The organism is Polynucleobacter sp. Nonnen-W13, from assembly GCF_018881735.1.
Lineage (GTDB): Bacteria > Pseudomonadota > Gammaproteobacteria > Burkholderiales > Burkholderiaceae > Polynucleobacter.
Genome location: NZ_JACVPU010000001.1, coordinates 861390 through 878654, shown reverse-complemented (window position 1 = coordinate 878654; position 17265 = coordinate 861390). Strand labels below are relative to the sequence as shown.

At 45.3% G+C, this 17265-nt stretch carries 22 protein-coding genes; 7 read left to right on the top strand and 15 right to left on the bottom strand.

Annotated features, from left to right (window positions below):
• Window positions 1-9: 9 nt before the first annotated feature.
• Together ICN27_RS04600 and ICN27_RS04595 are read right to left on the bottom strand one after the other, a co-directional pair.
• Window positions 10-660 (bottom strand): CoA transferase subunit B, encoded by a 651-nt coding sequence (locus ICN27_RS04600; RefSeq protein ID WP_216269130.1) that lies wholly within the window; start codon window positions 658-660, stop codon window positions 10-12.
• A 50-nt stretch (window positions 661-710) separates the two neighbouring features.
• On the bottom strand, window positions 711-1409 hold the full coding sequence (locus ICN27_RS04595) for a CoA transferase subunit A (RefSeq protein WP_216269129.1): 699 nt from the start codon (window positions 1407-1409) through the stop codon (window positions 711-713).
• Window positions 1410-1622: 213 nt separating this feature from the next.
• Between ICN27_RS04595 and ICN27_RS04590 the strand changes: the two genes are divergently transcribed.
• Window positions 1623-3293: an electron transfer flavoprotein-ubiquinone oxidoreductase gene (locus ICN27_RS04590; protein WP_216269128.1), complete on the top strand. Its 1671-nt coding sequence runs from the start codon at window positions 1623-1625 to the stop codon at window positions 3291-3293.
• Between the two features lie 15 nt (window positions 3294-3308).
• On the opposite strand, the gene ICN27_RS04585 is transcribed toward ICN27_RS04590, so the two are convergent.
• The 4 genes from ICN27_RS04585 to ICN27_RS04570 form a co-directional block, all read right to left on the bottom strand.
• Complete coding sequence (locus ICN27_RS04585; RefSeq protein WP_216269127.1) at window positions 3309-4466, bottom strand: MFS transporter; 1158 nt, start codon at window positions 4464-4466, stop codon at window positions 3309-3311.
• A 32-nt stretch (window positions 4467-4498) separates the two neighbouring features.
• Complete coding sequence (aroC, locus tag ICN27_RS04580; protein WP_216269126.1) at window positions 4499-5614, bottom strand: chorismate synthase; 1116 nt, start codon at window positions 5612-5614, stop codon at window positions 4499-4501.
• Between the two features lie 43 nt (window positions 5615-5657).
• Window positions 5658-6113: a CBS domain-containing protein gene (locus ICN27_RS04575; protein WP_215310321.1), complete on the bottom strand. Its 456-nt coding sequence runs from the start codon at window positions 6111-6113 to the stop codon at window positions 5658-5660.
• Window positions 6114-6190: 77 nt separating this feature from the next.
• A complete protein-coding gene (locus ICN27_RS04570) occupies window positions 6191-7039 on the bottom strand; it encodes a YhjD/YihY/BrkB family envelope integrity protein (RefSeq protein ID WP_215310107.1) in 849 nt (282 codons plus the stop codon).
• Window positions 7040-7069: 30 nt separating this feature from the next.
• Between ICN27_RS04570 and wrbA the strand changes: the two genes are divergently transcribed.
• From wrbA to ICN27_RS04555, 3 genes are all read left to right on the top strand, one after another.
• Window positions 7070-7666, top strand: a complete 597-nt coding sequence (gene wrbA / locus ICN27_RS04565; RefSeq protein ID WP_216269125.1) for an NAD(P)H:quinone oxidoreductase — start codon at window positions 7070-7072, stop codon at window positions 7664-7666.
• Window positions 7667-7674: 8 nt separating this feature from the next.
• A complete protein-coding gene (locus tag ICN27_RS04560) occupies window positions 7675-8073 on the top strand; it encodes a DUF2069 domain-containing protein (protein ID WP_216269124.1) in 399 nt (132 codons plus the stop codon).
• Between the two features lie 113 nt (window positions 8074-8186).
• On the top strand, window positions 8187-8372 hold the full coding sequence (locus ICN27_RS04555; RefSeq protein ID WP_046330073.1) for a hypothetical protein: 186 nt from the start codon (window positions 8187-8189) through the stop codon (window positions 8370-8372).
• A 74-nt stretch (window positions 8373-8446) separates the two neighbouring features.
• Here the strand turns inward: ICN27_RS04555 and ICN27_RS04550 are convergent, their stop codons facing one another.
• Window positions 8447-9451, bottom strand: coding sequence for a sulfurtransferase (locus ICN27_RS04550; RefSeq protein WP_216269123.1), 1005 nt, complete (start codon window positions 9449-9451; stop codon window positions 8447-8449).
• A gap of 207 nt (window positions 9452-9658) precedes the next feature.
• Here ICN27_RS04550 and ICN27_RS04545 point away from each other — a divergent pair, with 207 nt between their 5' ends.
• Window positions 9659-9952 carry a serine/threonine protein kinase gene (locus tag ICN27_RS04545; protein WP_215326980.1) on the top strand — a complete coding sequence of 98 codons (294 nt, stop codon included), beginning with the start codon at window positions 9659-9661 and terminating at the stop codon, window positions 9950-9952.
• A 24-nt stretch (window positions 9953-9976) separates the two neighbouring features.
• On the top strand, window positions 9977-10750 hold the full coding sequence (ppk2, locus tag ICN27_RS04540; protein ID WP_370624475.1) for a polyphosphate kinase 2: 774 nt from the start codon (window positions 9977-9979) through the stop codon (window positions 10748-10750).
• Window position 10751: 1 nt separating this feature from the next.
• On the opposite strand, the gene ICN27_RS04535 is transcribed toward ppk2, so the two are convergent.
• Genes ICN27_RS04535 through ICN27_RS04525 form a run of 3 tightly spaced genes read right to left on the bottom strand, consistent with a single transcriptional unit; the run spans window position 10752 to window position 12093 of the window.
• Window positions 10752-11015, bottom strand: coding sequence for a hypothetical protein (locus tag ICN27_RS04535; RefSeq protein ID WP_216269281.1), 264 nt, complete (start codon window positions 11013-11015; stop codon window positions 10752-10754).
• Between the two features lie 8 nt (window positions 11016-11023).
• A complete protein-coding gene (locus tag ICN27_RS04530; protein ID WP_370624474.1) occupies window positions 11024-11710 on the bottom strand; it encodes a DUF3313 domain-containing protein in 687 nt (228 codons plus the stop codon).
• A gap of 35 nt (window positions 11711-11745) precedes the next feature.
• On the bottom strand, window positions 11746-12093 hold the full coding sequence (locus tag ICN27_RS04525) for a hypothetical protein (RefSeq protein ID WP_216269122.1): 348 nt from the start codon (window positions 12091-12093) through the stop codon (window positions 11746-11748).
• Between the two features lie 88 nt (window positions 12094-12181).
• On the opposite strand from ICN27_RS04525, the gene pcaC reads away from it, so the two are divergent.
• The gene (gene pcaC, locus ICN27_RS04520) at window positions 12182-12559 is read left to right on the top strand and encodes a 4-carboxymuconolactone decarboxylase (protein WP_216269121.1); all 378 of its coding nucleotides are present in this window, start codon (window positions 12182-12184) and stop codon (window positions 12557-12559) included.
• Between the two features lies 1 nt (window position 12560).
• On the opposite strand, the gene ICN27_RS04515 is transcribed toward pcaC, so the two are convergent.
• The 5 genes from ICN27_RS04515 to ICN27_RS04495 all read right to left on the bottom strand — a co-directional run bounded on the left by ICN27_RS04515 (window position 12561) and on the right by ICN27_RS04495 (window position 17030).
• The gene (locus ICN27_RS04515) at window positions 12561-13295 is read right to left on the bottom strand and encodes an amino acid ABC transporter ATP-binding protein (protein ID WP_216269120.1); all 735 of its coding nucleotides are present in this window, start codon (window positions 13293-13295) and stop codon (window positions 12561-12563) included.
• Between the two features lie 30 nt (window positions 13296-13325).
• The gene (locus tag ICN27_RS04510) at window positions 13326-13994 is read right to left on the bottom strand and encodes an amino acid ABC transporter permease (RefSeq protein WP_216269119.1); all 669 of its coding nucleotides are present in this window, start codon (window positions 13992-13994) and stop codon (window positions 13326-13328) included.
• A 20-nt stretch (window positions 13995-14014) separates the two neighbouring features.
• Window positions 14015-14803, bottom strand: coding sequence for an amino acid ABC transporter permease (locus tag ICN27_RS04505; protein WP_216269118.1), 789 nt, complete (start codon window positions 14801-14803; stop codon window positions 14015-14017).
• A gap of 32 nt (window positions 14804-14835) precedes the next feature.
• Window positions 14836-15750 (bottom strand): amino acid ABC transporter substrate-binding protein, encoded by a 915-nt coding sequence (locus tag ICN27_RS04500; protein WP_255534981.1) that lies wholly within the window; start codon window positions 15748-15750, stop codon window positions 14836-14838.
• Window positions 15751-16004: 254 nt separating this feature from the next.
• On the bottom strand, window positions 16005-17030 hold the full coding sequence (locus ICN27_RS04495) for a fumarylacetoacetate hydrolase family protein (protein WP_216269117.1): 1026 nt from the start codon (window positions 17028-17030) through the stop codon (window positions 16005-16007).
• Between the last annotated feature and the right edge of the window lie 235 nt (window positions 17031-17265).

The following is a 17265-nucleotide window of genomic DNA, read 5'->3' as shown; positions in this document are numbered from 1 at the left end:
CAAAAAAGGTTAGAAACCTGCGACGTCTATAGGGGCACCTGTTTTGGATATGACTTCTTCCTTAGTTACACCAGGAGCCAGTTCCACCAAGCTCAAACCCTTTGATGTAATGTCGAGTACGCAAAGGTCAGTAATGATGCGGCTAATAACGCCCACTCCAGTTAATGGCAGAGTGCACTTCGGCAGAATCTTAATTTCTTCTGTGCCGTCTTTTTTCTTAGCAACGTGCTCCATCAAGACAACCACATGCTTTACGCCAGCAACCAGGTCCATGGCGCCGCCCATACCCTTCACCATCTTGCCGGGAATCATCCAGTTCGCTAAGTCACCATGTTCACTCACCTGCATCGCACCCAAAATCGCGATATTAATTTTTCCACCACGAATCATTCCAAAGGAATCAGCAGAAGAAAAAATGGAGGAACCAGGCAAGGTAGTGATCGTCTGCTTGCCTGCATTAATTAAATCCGCATCAATCGTTTTTTCAGTTGGAAATGGCCCAATACCCAATAAACCATTCTCAGACTGAAGCCACACTTCCATGCCCTCTGGCACATGATTGGCCACCAAGGTTGGCATGCCAATCCCTAAATTGACGTAATAACCATCCTTTAGTTCCTTAGCAGCACGCGCTGCCATTTCATCTCTATTCCAAGGCATATCAATCTTCCTAAATATTCTGTACTGTTTTTATATGGTGTCTATGGGCATCAAGCAGCAGACAAAGTGCGTTGCTCAATACGCTTCTCCGGCGTAGCGTTCAGCACCAAGCGATGCACATAAATACCTGGCGTATGAATCTGATCAGGATCTAATTGACCGTTCTCTACAATCTCTTCAACTTCAGCAACTGTGATCTTGCCAGCCATTGCAACCACTGGATTGAAGTTACGGGCGGTATAGCGATAAATCAAATTACCGGACTTATCTGCCTTCCACGCTTTCACGAGTGAGATATCAGAAACGATTGCACGCTCCATGATGTAGCGCTCACCGTCAAACTCTTTTTCCTCTTTGCCCTCAGCAACTAAAGTACCTACACCGGTTTTGGTATAGAAAGCAGGAATGCCACAACCACCAGCACGCAATTTCTCAGCTAGAGTTCCTTGCGGAGTAAATTCCAGCTCGAGCTCGCCCGCCAAAAACTGACGTTCAAATTCTTTGTTCTCACCTACGTAGGATGCAACCATCCTTTTTACTTGTCTTGAATTCAGCAATAGGCCTAAACCAAAACCATCTACACCGGCATTATTGGCAATTGCTGTTAAATTCTGGGCACCCAAATCCTTAACAGCAGCAATCAATGCCTCAGGAATGCCGCACAAGCCAAAACCACCAACAGCCAGTTTTTGGCCATCTTTCAAGATATCCCGCAAGGCATCCACAGCCGATGGGTAAGTTTTGTTCATAAATTCGTCCTAATATTGCCAAAAAGGTAAAAAAGTAATCATAACGCTTTAGACCTCCAAGCCTCTTGGCATTGGGCACTAACTTGGTTTTTATGCCTTGGAACTAAAATAGAGGAGTAGCTGATGGCTTTGAAGGTGTCAAAAATGCTCAAAATACCCAAATAGCCACAATGCCCAAGGCACCCTATTGATATGTAATGTCGGAGAAATGAAATGACTGCCCAGGAATTACTCGAACAGTTTGGACCCAGAGAATCCATGGACTATGACCTCGTCATCGTTGGGGGTGGCCCAGCTGGATTATCCGCAGCCATCAAAGCAAAACAGCTAGCCAATCAATCCGGCAAGGACATTAGCGTCTGCGTGCTGGAAAAAGGATCTGAAATCGGCGCGCATATTCTCTCTGGCGCCGTCATGGACCCTAAGGCATTAACTGAACTCTTCCCCAACTGGAAAGAATTAGGCGCACCGCTAGATACCGAAGTAAGCCAAGATCAGCTTTTATTTCTGACCAAAGAGAGCGCATTTCAAGTTCCCAATTGGCTGTTGCCCGATTGCTTTAAAAACGAAGGTAACTATATTGTTAGTTTGGCTAATGTCACTCGTTGGCTGGGTCAACAAGCCGAGAACCTGGGTGTAGAAATTTTTCCAGGCTTTCCTGCTGCTGAAATTCTCTATAACGAGCAAGGCGCAGTTTGCGGCGTCATCACTGGCTCGATGGGTTTGGATAAAGAAGGTCAACCCACCGATCAATTTCAGCTTGGTATGGAATTGCGTGCCAAGTACACCTTATTTGCTGAAGGTTCGCGGGGACATTTAGGCAAACAACTGATTGCCAAATTTGCCTTAGATAAAGATGCTGACCCACAAAGCTACGGTATTGGCATTAAAGAATTATGGGAAGTAGAACCCTCCAAGAGTAAGCCTGGTCTGGTGGTTCATACCGCAGGGTGGCCATTGGAGAGTGACACCTATGGTGGCTCATTCTTATATCACTTAGGAGATAACAAGGTTGCTGTTGGTTTAGTTGTTGGACTGTCCTATAAAAACCCATACCTCTCTCCGTTTGAGGAGTTTCAACGCTATAAGTTGCACCCAAAGATTCGTGAAACCTTTGAAGGCGGTAAGCGCCTGGCCTATGGTGCACGGGCACTGACAGCGGGCGGCTTAAATAGCCTACCTAAAACAGTTTTTCCCGGTGGTGCGCTCATTGGTTGTGATGCTGGCTTCCTGAATGCCTCACGCATCAAAGGAAGTCATGCAGCTATTAAGACCGGCATGCTGGCTGCACAAGCCGCAGTAACTGCTCTTTCCGAAAATCGCTCTGCTGATGTTTTGGCTGCGTATCCAAGCGCCTTTAAAAATAGCTGGTTATATACCGAACTAAACCAAGCACGCAACTTTAAGCCATGGATGTCTAAAGGACTCTACCTTGGCACTCTCATGGTGGGCCTTGAGCAGAAAGTGTTGGGTGGCAACATGCCTTGGACGATTCATGTAAAGCATGCGGACCATGAATGCCTAGAACCAGCAGCGCAGCACCAAGCAATTGACTATCCAAAGCCAGATGGCAAGATTACTTTTGATCGCCTCTCATCAGTATTTATCTCCAATACCAATCATGCTGAGAATCAACCTATCCATCTCACCTTAAAAGATGCATCAGTGCCGGTGAACTTGAATCTCAAAACTTATGCAGGTCCAGAGCAACGCTACTGCCCTGCTGGTGTGTATGAATATATAGAAAAAGAGGGGCAACAGCAGTTGCAGATTAATTCGCAAAACTGTGTGCATTGCAAGACTTGTGACATCAAGGATCCAAGTCAGAACATTGTTTGGATTACCCCTGAAGGTGGTGGTGGCCCGAACTATGGATCCATGTAAAGACAGCTGATTCAGTTACCTAGCGGGGTAGTGACGAGGGCGCAATTTACCAATCGCCATACCCCCTAGACCACAGGCTAAAGCCGCCATCACAAATACATTACGGGGCTGGGTAGCATCCCATAACCAACCCGCCATCAAACCACCCAAGGTTCCGCCTAAGCCGTAAGACACGGTCGCCATTAGAGCCTGCCCTCGCGCCTGCAATGGGCCAGTAAACCAACGTTGCAATAGCTTCGTAGCTGCACTGTGATGTGCGCCAAAAGTACCCGCATGCATGAGCTGAGCCAGAATCAGTACCCAAGTTAGCGGGAAGAAGGCCATCAAGATAAATCGGAACACGCCAATACCAAAAGCGATTTGCAAAACAATCTCGGCATCTAAGCGACTAAGCACCTTGCTCTGGAAGTAAAAGAAGATCACTTCAGCTGCAACGCCTAATGCCCAAAACAAACCAATCTGTAATTTGTCGTAACCTAAATCAGCCAAGTAGAGCGAATAGAACACATACAAAGCAGCATGCGCAAAAATCATAAAGAATCCTGAGAGCAAGAACCAGCGCACATCCGGATTAAATAGAACGATCAGCAGTTCACCCTTAACCATCTTACGACGCTCCATCTTGGGCTCATGCAAGCGAAAGGTAACCAATGCCAAGAAGATCAAAATTACCGCGCCCACAATGGGATACAGCTCTATGCCTTTGCGCTGAAATAACTCACCTGCAAATAAGACCATGGCAATAAAACCGATCGATCCCCATAAACGCAAACGACCATAACGCTTATCAAATGAATTGTCTTTAAATAAAGCATGCACAGTAGCGGACTCGCCCAAGGGCATCAAGCTACTGAGGATAGTGTGCAGCACAAACATCCAAATAAAGAATGCAATATAACTTTGCAGAAGAAAGATGCATAAAAAAGTAATTGCCGCAAGGCAAGCACAAAAACGAATAATGCCGATACGATCAGATAGATAGTCAGATAACCATCCCCAGGAGAATGGGCCAACTATTCGGGTGATTTGCAACATGGACATTAAGATAGCAATCTCAATGACGCTAAAGCCGCGATCTAGAAAAAAGAGGCTGGCATATGGAGAAACTAAACCAACATAAGCGAAATACAAAAAGAAAAAGGACCCGAAGGCCCAACGTACTGAAGGTATCATTTTCTTTTTAGTTTTCTAAAATGGATTTAGTGTTAATCCGTTGCAGAGCCAGGACGTGCAGCTGGGATCGGCGGAATACTGTGTTGCACATCACCACACTGAGCGCGGTGACGAAGTGCATGATCGATCAGCACCAAAGCCAACATGGCTTCTGCAATCGGCGTTGCCCGAATACCAACACAAGGATCATGACGACCTTTGGTTTGCACAGTAATAGGCTTACCATCTAAATCAACTGATTCTTTTGGACTCAAAATACTAGAGGTTGGCTTAATGGCAATCGACACACGCAAATCTTGACCAGTGCTGATGCCGCCTAAAGTACCGCCCGCATTATTGCTAGCAAATCCATTGGGATGCAACTCATCGCCATGCTCACTACCGCGTTGCGCTACCGACTTAAAGCCAGAACCAATCTCAACGCCCTTCACCGCATTAATACCCATCATGGCATGCGCAATATCGGCATCTAACTTATCGAATAAAGGCTCGCCTAATCCGATGGGCACATTACGTGCTCGCACTTCAATCTTTGCTCCGCAAGAATCCCCTGCTTTACGCAGTGCATCCATATAAGCCTCTAATTGCGGAACGATATCGGCATTAGCGGCAAAGAAAGGATTACCCTCAATCAGCGCGGCATCTTTAAATGGGATTTCAATTTCACCGAGTTGGCTCATATAGCCATAAAACTCAGTGCCATACTGTTCTTTGAGCCACTTCTTGGCGATTGCAGCTGCAGCTACTACCGGAGCAGTTAATCGCGCTGACGAGCGCCCACCTCCACGAGGATCACGCAAACCATATTTATAGTGATAAGCGTAATCAGCATGACCGGGTCTAAATGTTTGCAGGATGTTGCCGTAGTCTTGACTGCGTTGGTCGGTATTCCGAATGAGTAGGCCAATGGGCGCACCCGTAGTTTTGCCTTCATATACACCAGACAGAATTTCCACTCTGTCGGCTTCTTGACGTTGGGTCACATGGCGAGATGTTCCTGGCTTGCGACGATCCAAATCAATCTGTAAGTCCGCTTCACACAGAGACATGCCTGGAGGGCAGCCATCAACAATAGCGCCAATAGCGGGACCGTGGGATTCACCAAAAGTGGTGACAGTAAAAAGAAGGCCTAAAGTATTTCCTGACATATTGACATTATGTCATTGCTCGGGGGCTTGGGCTAGGCTGAGCCTATGGGGCAGCTTTTTCAGCCTCTTCTGGCCAGTCGCGGATGTAAGCCTTGAGCATGGAGTTTTCGAAGTCCTGGGCCTCAACAACGGATTTAGCCACGTCGTAGAAAGAAATCACACCCATCAGCATCTTTTGATCGATCACCGGCAAGTAGCGGGCATGATCAACTAGCATCATACGACGAACCTCATCGATCTCTGTTTCCATATTGCATGTCAAAGGCTTGGCATTCATGACGCTTTGCACTTTGAGGTCATCTAATTTGCCATGGTGTTTTGCTAAAGCTGCAATCACTTCACGGAATGTCAGGATACCCACAAGCTTGTCGTACTCCATCACGACCAATGAACCGATGTCATGCTCGCTCATGACCAAGACGGCAGTTTGCAAAGCAGTATCTGGTGCCACTGTAAATAGTGTGCTGCCCTTAACGCGCAGTATGTCGCAAACTTTCATTTGATCTCCAGCAATTGGTTCTTGTTTAACCAATATATTCTTATGCCCTAAAGGAATCAAGGGGCATCAGAAGTATTTCAGTAACGAATAACCCTAAGCAAACCATTGCGAATGCTAGGAAGATTAGCAACCAAGACTGCACCAGCCAAGGTAATCCACCAGGTAAGGTAAATCCAAATCAGCGCTAAGGGGAAGATCGCAAAAGCGCCATAGACTGTTTTGTAAAAGGCGACATTGGTCAGAAAGAGACCGAAGCCAAACTTCATCAACTCAAACGTGAGGGCTGCAAAGAAAGCACCACTTAAAGCGTCACGCCACTCAATGTGGGTATAAGGAAGGATTTTGTAAGCCACTGAGAATACGGACATGGCCAGCAGTACTGGCACTACCGTTGCCACAAACCCCAAACCAAAGCTCAGGGTTTCCGTCCACCCCTCTGCCGCACTAAATAGCAGGCCACTCAAATAGGTGCCAATACCCAATAGGATAGGTCCCAATATGGTTGCAGAGGAATAGATCGCGACCTTCTTCAAAATAGGTCGACTTTCAGAGACACGGAAGATCTGATTAAAGGCGCTTTCAATCACAGCCAATGTCATGATGGTCGTAATCACCAAGCCAAGCAAACCAATCAAGGTGAGGCCTTTGGCCTGAGCCGAAAATTGATCCAAGTAATTAAAGACCTGCTGATTTAGGCCACCAGGCATATAGGTATCTAGTAGCCAGGCCTGAAAGGCATACTTAATCCGCACCACACTGGGGAGATAGCCAATCAGAATGGAAGCTACAGTGAGCATTGGAATCAAGGCAAGCGTAGTGGTAAAGGCCAAGCTAGCCGCTACTTGCTTTAGATTTTGACCCCGGTTACGCTCCCAGATCTCTTTTCCAAGAGAGAGCCATAATTGAGGATTCTGTATAAGGCGCATCGCCCATATCATAAGAGATAAGAGAAGAATATGAGCCAATCTGACATTTTAGTTTTGTACTACTCACGCTACGGAGCAACCCGAGACTTAGCGCGACTGATTGCCGAAGGCATTGAAAGTGTCCCGGGAGTTAACGCCAGGCTACGCACCGTACCAGCGATCTCTACAGTATGCGAAGCTACTGAGGCCGTTGTTCCGACTGATGGCGCCCCCTATGTTGAGTATGCGGATTTAAAAGAATGTATTGGTCTAGCTTTGGGCTCCCCTACACGCTTTGGCAATATGGCCGCTCCCATGAAATACTTTTGGGATGGAAGTTCCTCAGAGTGGCTCAATGGAGCTCTCGTTGGTAAACCAGCCTGCGTCTTTACCAGTACGGGTAGCCTGCACGGCGGTCAAGAAAGCACCCTGCTCACCATGATGATTCCGCTGCTTCACCACGGCATGATGCTCATGGGCATTCCGTATAGCGAGCCCGACCTGATGAATACCTCAAGCGGTGGTAGCCCATATGGCGTTACCCACCTTGCGCATGCTGATGGTCGAGCACCCATTAGCGCCGAGGAACAGCGCCTAGCTATTGCTCAAGGCAAACGCTTGGCACTTACAGCGCTCAAACTCATTTAAGGCAATTCATGCTCAAAAGCTGGCTCTCTAAAAACCCCTACCAACTCATCGCTACGGCAGCTTTTGTTGACCTTTTTATTCTGTGCGTTGCTTGGGAATGGTTTATCTCACCACTCAGGCCAGGAGGCTCTTGGCTCATTCTCAAGGCCATCCCCTTGTTATTTGCGATTCCAGGCCTATGGAAAGGCAATGTCTACACCATGCAATGGGCCTCCATGCTGATCCTGCTCTACATCACCGAGGGCTTAGTCCGTATTTTGGAAACTGGGGTCAATTTCTGGATGGCTGCCCTAGAAACCGCCATTGCAACAGTAGGTTTTGTATGTCTGCTGATGTTCCTCAAACCCATCAAAGCGAGGGCTAAAGCAGCAAATAAAGAGCGGGCTGCAGCAGAAATTCAGGAGTAAAGCCTGTAAATGGGCTTATTAGCCCACTTTTTGCCATTTTCTTTAAAAATATTACTTATTTCTGTCATCCCAGCTACTTTTCCATGCGTTGTATGCTCATGGAGGTAGTAAATATGTCAACAAGACTAAAACGTTGGGCCCGCACCATTGAACAGATCGACCTTTCCAAAAGGACGCCTGAGGTCGCTATTGGCTATTTAGACAGCAAATACCGCGATATCGCCTGGCGTTACATCCGTATTTTGGGCTTTGAGCGCACTATTAGCTTTATGGCCAGCAATAACTTCCATCCAGAATAATCCGCTTCACTCAAAAAACCCCAGAAGATCGCCAATCTGGGGTTTTTCAATTTAGAGCCAATCAATAGCAGGCATTAATTATTACCTTTGGCCTTTAAAGCCTCTTCCAGTTGATTAATTTTGTTTTGCATTGCGGAAATTTTTGCATTCAGGGCGCCTACATTTAAAAAGCTTTCGTCAGACACTTGGGCTTTGAGGTTATTTCCCCAACCCAGCCAAGATGAGTCATAAACCTTCACCTTCTTAAAACCAAGATTTTTGAGGACCGTGGCTGTCTCGGCAGCACGCACACCACTTTGGCAGTAGACAACTGTCTCTTGATTGGGATCCAGGCTTGAATATAACTTTTTCAAATCTGCCTGGCTTTTAAGAGTCATCCCCGAATTATCAGATACCTGCTTCTTGCCAAGCTTGATAGACGTAGCAGGATCCTGCCAATTTTCTTCGTAAGGAATATTGATTGCGTTGGGAATATGGCCCCCTCGAATGGCACGAACATCTTTTCCAGAAAACTCATCAGGAGTTCGCGCATCAATAATCTGGACTGATTTAGATTGAACCAACTTCAGCATCTCCTCATTAGTCACCAGCAACTGAGGCTGGGGCACCAATGTTACGGAGACAGCCGGCAGACTCGGGCGCTCTTTTTGAAGCGGTAATCCAGCCGATTTCCAGGCATCAATCCCATCGTGATAGATTTGAGCTTGCTTGCCACCAAAATACTGAATCGTATAAAGGCCAAAGTACGCATATGGATTTCCGCGGGAGCCGTAAACCACAATGTCTTTATTCACATCGAGTCCGGCAGCATTAAAAATGGATTGAATTTTTGCGGTGGAGATATAGTCCTCTTTATTTGCATCCCTCAGAACATTGCCCGCATCGCCGATATTGATTGCGCCAGGGATATGCCCCTCCAGGTAACTCTTTTCATCACGCACATCCCAAAGAATTGCGCCTCGTGCTAGGGCCTCCTGCACTTGCCCCGTCTGAATAATGGCATCATTTTTTTGCGCGGAAACCAAAGAGCTCAGGAGCAGCAAGCTGACGGAGAGGATGTATTTCAGGGGTGGGCGCATATAGATGCTTTCTTTTCAAAATGGGACTAAGACTAAATATTAACTCCTTGCTCTTGCAGGGGATGAAATACACGTAGCACCCAATTAAATATGGCGCTGACTGTCACAATCGCTTGAAACTCATCCCAATAAAAAGTAGGATCAGGAATGAGACATCGGCCATTTACGCAGATTGAATAAACAGCATCCTATTGAAAGGAATACACCATGAGTCAGAAAAAATTAGTGAAGCAATTATTGAAAAAGCTAGATAAGCTCGAGGCAGATAGAGAAAAGCTCATCGACAAGCTTGCAAAAGCCTTGGACAAGCTCGAGAAAAAAGCTCCAGCTAAAAAGGTAGTCTCCAAAAAAGCAGCGGCCAAAAAAGTCCCTGCAAAAAAGACTCCAGCTAAAAAGGTCGTAGCTAAGAAAGCGCCAGCAAAGAAAGTAGTAGCGAAAAAGGCTCCTGCCAAGAAAGTAGTTGCGAAAAAAGTGATTCCAGCAACGCCAACTGCTTCATAGTCAATTGCATAGTGAAGGCTGCCCGTGAGTAAATCTGACATTCATGAACACACTTACGAGGCAGACCTCAGACTTCTTCAAATTGAATTGGTCAAACTTCAGCGTCACATTATTCAAAAGGGTAAGCGACTCTTAGTCATTTTCGAAGGGCGTGATACAGCCGGCAAAGACGGATCCATTAAAAGCATTACGGAACATTTAAGCCCTAGAGATAGCAGAGTCGTTGCCCTGAATAAGCCCTCCCCGCGCGAGGAAGGCGAATGGTACTTCCAAAGATATGTTGCTCAACTTCCAACTGCAGGTGAATTTGTATTATTCAACCGCAGTTGGTATAACCGTGCGGGCGTTGAAAAAGTCATGGGATTTTGCACTGATGCGCAGTACAAGCAGTTTATGCATACGGTGAATGATTTTGAATCTCTACTTGTCGGATCAGATATCCAGCTAATGAAGTATTACCTGGATATCAGTAAAGAAGAGCAAGCTTCTCGACTCAAGGATCGCGCGAAGGATCCACTTAAGCAATGGAAGATTAGCCCGATAGATCAAAAAGCACAAAAGATGTGGGGCGCCTACTCAGACGCTAGGGATAGCATGCTCAAAAAAACTAGCTCATCAGATGCCCCATGGACAGTTGTAAGTGCTAATGATAAAAAGCTTGCACACCTCAATCTGATTGCCGATTTATTGTCACGAATGGACTACCCAGACAAAGATAAGAAGATCTTAAAGATTGATGCGAAGATTGTGCTGACTTGGCCTGCAGATTCTAAAAAGTTACCTAAGCTCGCTCAATAGCTTAACGATCTGCCATCGCCTGAATTTGAGCAACGGTGACATAGCCTCTTCGCTGCTCGTCAATTCTACTGAAATGGTCATAGATTCGAGGCATGCAGCCCTTAGCCTCTTCCATGGTCAACTTACCGTCTCGATTGATATCGCATTTAGCGAAGCGCTCTTGGATCTCTCTATTACGTGAGGCTTCATCAGCAGAAACAGGAGCTGCTAGAAACAGGAATGCTGCCGTGCAGATGAGGCATAAGTTACCGATCAGGAATCGCATTGAGGCTCTTATTTTGTTCCAGTTGCTCTTGGATCAGCAGAAGTCTCCATTGCCACCTTGACCACCTTCTTAGCCATAGCTACAAATGATTCAACCGAACCGCCGCCTGTGCGAAAGGATTCACCCTGAATGGTGACTAAGCCCTCGCCAATGACTTCTTTAGTTTGGCTATCGGTAATCTTGCTCTCTACTAACATTGCTGGTGTTTTAGAGTTCACACCTCCAGCATAAGCAGCTGCATTCATTGCTAAGCCAATCGGCGTGAAATTCCATGGCTGCAAACTATCTGCTGAACTCTCTGCACCAGTAATACCAACAGAGATACGAGCAACGCCTGGGCCGGATTGATTTACGATCTTGATATTCCCACGACTATTAACTGCATTCACCATGGAATCTTGCAATGCAATCTGCGCTTGATTAATCACCTCTGGAGAAATTTCTTTCGTAGCGTTTTGGTTTAAGTAAATTGGATCCAAGATCACTGCAGTGTAGGCTCCTGGATTAACGCCGTCTTTACGGTATCTCCAAATACGAGTATCAGCTTCAGATGTCGCCATCGGCACCAGCACTGAGTAATTGGGTAAAAACCCAGACCTAGGCATTGGCTGGCTTGCCAATTTAGGCGTATTACTACAGGCAGTCAACAAAGTAGCTAAAGAGATTGCTGCAATTAAAGCGCCTGATTTGTTCACATTTTCTTTCGGTAAATGATCTAAGTGATCTTTGATTACGGTGCTGGGCAGGGCATCAGGATTCCTGACTTTTGATGCAGTTGTGGCATGCACTCTACTGGTGCGGCAATAGTTTTTGGAGTTAGCGCTGAGCCAGAAGCAGATGCTTGCACCACCTCAGCTTGAGCAAACATAGGTGCTGTCGTATTTAAGGCTGGAACTGATTTATAAAATTCTTTATCGGTGCCAGGGCATGGCATTAAAGCTCCGGTTTTAGCATTCATAACTGATTTACATTGTGGGTCAGCCTGTAACCTTGCCTCGAGCTTATCAACAGTGCAGGCGCTAAGAAGAGCCAAAATAAAAAATAAGAAAGCTACACGCAAAGAAAGAATCCTGTTCATGCAGATCATTCTAGGCTAAACGGGAGCGCCTGAATAGTGGCAATATATGCAATCTATTCAAAACATGGCAACAGCATAGGAGATCAGCATGAATAAAGAAGCATTTGAAAAGGGCCTCAAAACTCGCCGCGAAGTTCTGGGAGCAGAGTATGTAGACAACTCCATTCAGAATGCAGACGCATTCAATATGCCGATGCAAGAACTAGTCACCGAGTATTGTTGGAATGAAATCTGGAATCGCCCTGGTCTAGACCGCAGAACCAGAAGCATCATTAATCTATCTATGATCACTGCTTTAAATCGACCGCATGAGCTCAAGCTTCATGTGCGAGGCGCCGTTAATAATGGGTTAAGTAAAGAGGATATTCAGGAAGTATTTTTGCAGGCCGCGATTTACTGTGGAGTACCAGCAGCGATCGATAGCTTCAGGTGCGCCAAAGAAGTCTTTACTGAGATGGGAATTTAGATCAGTAATCTAAAATTTTTGAGAGGAAATCCTTGGCTCTAGGTGATCTCGCTTCAGGATTGCCAAAGAACTCATCTTTGCTACAGTCCTCAATAATTTTGCCTTGATCCATAAAGATCACGCGGTGACTCACTTTGCGAGCGAAACCCATTTCATGGGTAACGCAGCACATTGTCATTCCCTCATTTGCGAGCTTCACCATGACATCTAGCACCTCGCCCACCATCTCTGGGTCTAAGGCTGAAGTTGGCTCATCAAATAACATCACAATCGGATCCATACTCAAGGCACGGGCAATCGCGACTCGTTGCTGCTGGCCACCAGACAACTGTCCAGGAAACTGATCTTTTTGAGCCATGAGTCCAACACGCTCTAAATACTTGAGGCCATGCGTCTTGGCTTCATCTGCCGATCTACCTAAAACCTTCATTTGAGCAAGCGTCAGATTTTCGGTAACACTGAGGTGCGGGAAAAGCTCAAAGTGTTGAAAGACCATGCCAACACGTGAACGTAGTTTTGGTAAATTGGTTTTTGGGTCATGTAGCGCAACCCCATCAACCCTAATCTCACCCGCCTGAAAAGGCTCGAGAGCGTTAATAGTTTTAATCAGAGTGGATTTGCCTGAACCAGAGGGCCCGCAAATTACCACCACCTCACCTTTTTTAATCGATGTAGAGCAATCAGTAAGAACCTGAAATGAGCCATACCATTTGGATACGTTTTGAAGTTCAATCATGTGGATTTATTGAATTTGTACTGAATGAGGTTAGTGAATAATAGCGACTCTAGCTTGTATCTTGCGCACTACTTTAGAAAGCGAGAAGCAAATTACAAAATAGCTTGCTGCAGCCAAAATATAGGTTTCAATTGGGCGGCCATAATTTTTACCAGCAATCTCAAATCCTTTAAGTAAGTCGTATGCGCCGATGGCATAGACTAATGAGGTATCTTGAAACAAGACAATGGTCTGGGTCATAAAAACGGGGATCATGTTTCTGAAAGCTTGAGGCAAAACTACAAGACGCATATTCTGGCCATAAGTCATACCCAAAGCTTCTCCTGCATAGCTCTGCCCCCTCGGTACGGATTGAATGCCAGCGCGCACAATCTCCGAGAAAAATGCTGCCTCAAATGCGATGAAAGTAATCGTGGCCGAGAGATCTGCGCCAATGGGTCTGCCAATCAACATAGGGATTAGCAAGAAAAACCACAGAATCACCATGACTAAGGGAATGGATCGCATGGTGTTCACATAGAAGGTAGCGGGATATACCAATGCGGGCCGTCCAGACAAACGCATTAAAGCCAAAAATGTCCCAACTAAAATGCCGCCGACTGTTGCAAAGATAGTTAACTGAACACTAAATACCAAGCCTTTCAAAATATAGTTGGTAAATAATTCCCAATTATAAAAACTCAGATCTAAGCTCAGCATGTCATTAATCCTATTAACACCTAGTGAGCCAAGCTTGCATCATTAGAAACAATAAAACCCGGAATGCGACTACGCTTTTCAATTAGAGTCATCACTCGATTAACCGCAAATGCCGAGAGCGCATATAACAAGGTCACTGCTAAGTAGATTTCAACACCCTTCGATGTTTCTTCTTGAGCCTGCATTGCAAATAAGGTCAGCTCTGGTACGGAAACTGCAAAAGCCACTGAGGAGTTTTTAATGAGATTCATACTCTCCGAAGTTAGTGGTGGCATCACAATTCGTAATGCCATTGGCAAAATAATGTAACGGTAACTTTGTACGGTTGTTAAACCTAAGGCGGTTGCGGCAGCCCTTTGCCCACTGGGCAGAGCCTGAATACCCGCCCTCACCTGCTCAGCTATGCGAGCAGATGTAAAGAAACCAAGAGCAATACTCACCAACCAATACGATGGCAGAGACTTTAAGGGCAATACAAAAGATGGAATGACGTGATACCAAAGAAAGACTTGTACCAAGATAGGGATGTTTCTGAATAACTCTACCCAAGCAGTAGAAATCCGAATCAGCCATTTATGCAGCGAGTTGGTGGTGGGCAGAGTACGTAGAGTGCCCATCACTGCCCCCAGAATTAAAGCAATCGTCAAACTAAGAGCCGCTACAGCCAAGGTCCAGGCCCAAGCCTTCATCAGCCAATCCAAATAACTAGGATCACTATTTTGAGCTAAACCAAACACTGCGGAGAAGCAGTGATCTACCACCTCTCCATCTAAGGTGTTCTTACAAAAAACACCTAAATCTAAGGACATATTATTGGCTCGTATTTAGTGAGGGCAATCGATTATTTTTTATTGTAGTCTTCGGCAGGCTTGTCGTTGAGATTGGCCCACGCATTTTTCGTTGCCGGTGACAACTCAAGACCTACAACAATATTTTTTGGCGGGATTGGGGCTAAAAACCATTTATTCCAAAGCTTAGGCATATTGCCGTTAGCCACAATCTTAGCAATCGCAGCATTGACGGCCGCCTTAAACTCGGGGTCATTCTTTGGAACCATGATAGCGATAGGCTCAGTTGAAAGTACCTCACCAACAATCTTATAGTCCTTTGGATTTTTAGAGTTAGCGATATTGCCAGCCAGGATTGAACCATCCATGACGAATGCATCTGCACGACCCGACTCTAGCAATAAGAAGCTATCGGCATGATCCTTACCAAATACTTCGTCAAAATTTACGCCATTGGCTTTTTCATGTTTACGCAATAACTGTACTGAAGTAGTGCCGGTAGTTGTAGCAACTTTTTTGCCGGCTAGCTGAGCGATTGAAGTGATGCCCGAGTTTGCTTTTACTGCGATCCGAACTTCTTCAACATACAGCGTATTTGCAAAACCCACATCCTTAGCACGCGCAGTATTGTTAGTTGTTGTTCCACACTCAATATCAACCGTGCCGTTTTGAACCAAAGGTACACGGTTCTGAGATGTAACGGGCTGGTAATTAATGCGCAAAGTACTTAGTCCAAGATTAGCTTTTATGTCAGCCAAAATCATGCGACATACCTCAACGTGATAGCCGTCAAAGCGACTATCACCAATAGTGTATGACATTGGAATAGAGGATTCACGAACACCCATAGTGACCGCTCCGGTAGATTTAATTTTATCCATCGTCTGGCTTGCAGCATGAGCATTTACAGCACCCAACAAAAACGTTGCGGCGATCAAACAATTACAACCAATTTTTTTGCTTTTCATGAATATCTTCTATCTTCCATTAACATCAAAAATAACAGCATTAGTATATATAGATATCAAAATGAATAGGGCAATATCCCCAGTAAGGTCAGAGTAGCTAAGCATGCAGAATGTGGGGATTTGGACTGCTCTGCACGATTTGAGCATATGACCTAAGCGCTAGAAGAATTCGCCTTTGCTCGAATCGCCTGTTATTTGAATGGGTTACAGCTTAAAAGGCCCCACCATTTCTGATGAGGGTTTTAGATTCTGAATCAGGCCACGGTAAATTTGAGATTACCCAACTTTTCAATGCGTGTCTCGAGCTTGTCGCCAGGCTTTAGCCAAACCTGCTTATCTTTTGGATACCCCGTTATCACTCCTTCTGGGGTGCCAGTAAAAATAATATCGCCTGGCTCTAGAGTAAAAATTTTGGAGGCATAGCTAATGATTTGAGCGCAATTAAAAACCATATCATTAGTATTGGATGACTGACGAACCTCACCATTAACGTATTGCTCAATTTTTAGTTGATTTGGATTTCCAACTAAATCTGATGTCAAAATATATGGGCCTATAGGCGCAAAACCATCATTAGTTTTACCAATCATCCACTGGCTACTGCGTTGCTGTAATTCACGCGCTGTAAAGTCTTGTCCAGTAGCATAACCAAATACATATGACAAAGCATCGGCCTCACTAACGTTATACGCACGCCTACCCATCACAATAACTAACTCCGCTTCGTAATCAAACTTTTCTGCGTTGACTAATGATGCCTTTACAACGCCGTTATGGCTGTTGAGTGTGTTATTAAATTTATTGAATAAAATTGGTAAGGTTGGTATGGGATTATTGGTTTCTTTAGCATGCTTTGCATAGTTCAATCCCACGCAGATAATTTTCTCGGGGTTGGTAACAGCAGGTGCATATTCGATTTTAGATTCGTCCAAAAACAAATTTGGGCCGCCCTTGCTCAATGCCTGACCCACTAGCTTACCTAAACCTTGATCACCATTCTGAATCAAATCATCAGTATTAATTGGCGCCTTCACTTTGAATTGTTTTGCAGCCTTAGCAACATCTAAAATGCCTTTGTCTGTCTTGACGCCGAGAACATATTTGTTGTCCACTTTGTAATTTAGAACAGTCATGTTCTTTGCCATGTCAGGATTAGCAAGCCTTACAGCGCCCGCACCAGGTCCAGCTGCCTCAGCCTGATTTGCAATAAAGGGGGTAGTTAGCGCGGCACCGCCAGCTATGGCAGATACTTTTAAGAATTCACGTCTTTGGTTGCCCATATTCTCTCCATATTCAATGCTTGTTATAAAAGTTTTTGACTACCAACAATCTAACATGCGAGCTAACATCGTCATCGTAGGGATTACCCCTGAATGTTCTACAGATAGTCGGTGCTTTAAGGCAATCCGAAACAGCACAGGAGACCCGAATGTCTCTAACTATGAATGGTAAGTTTCATGACATTGATATTGAATTAACTTAGCTTTAGTTATGGACTACTCCAGAATGAGGTAT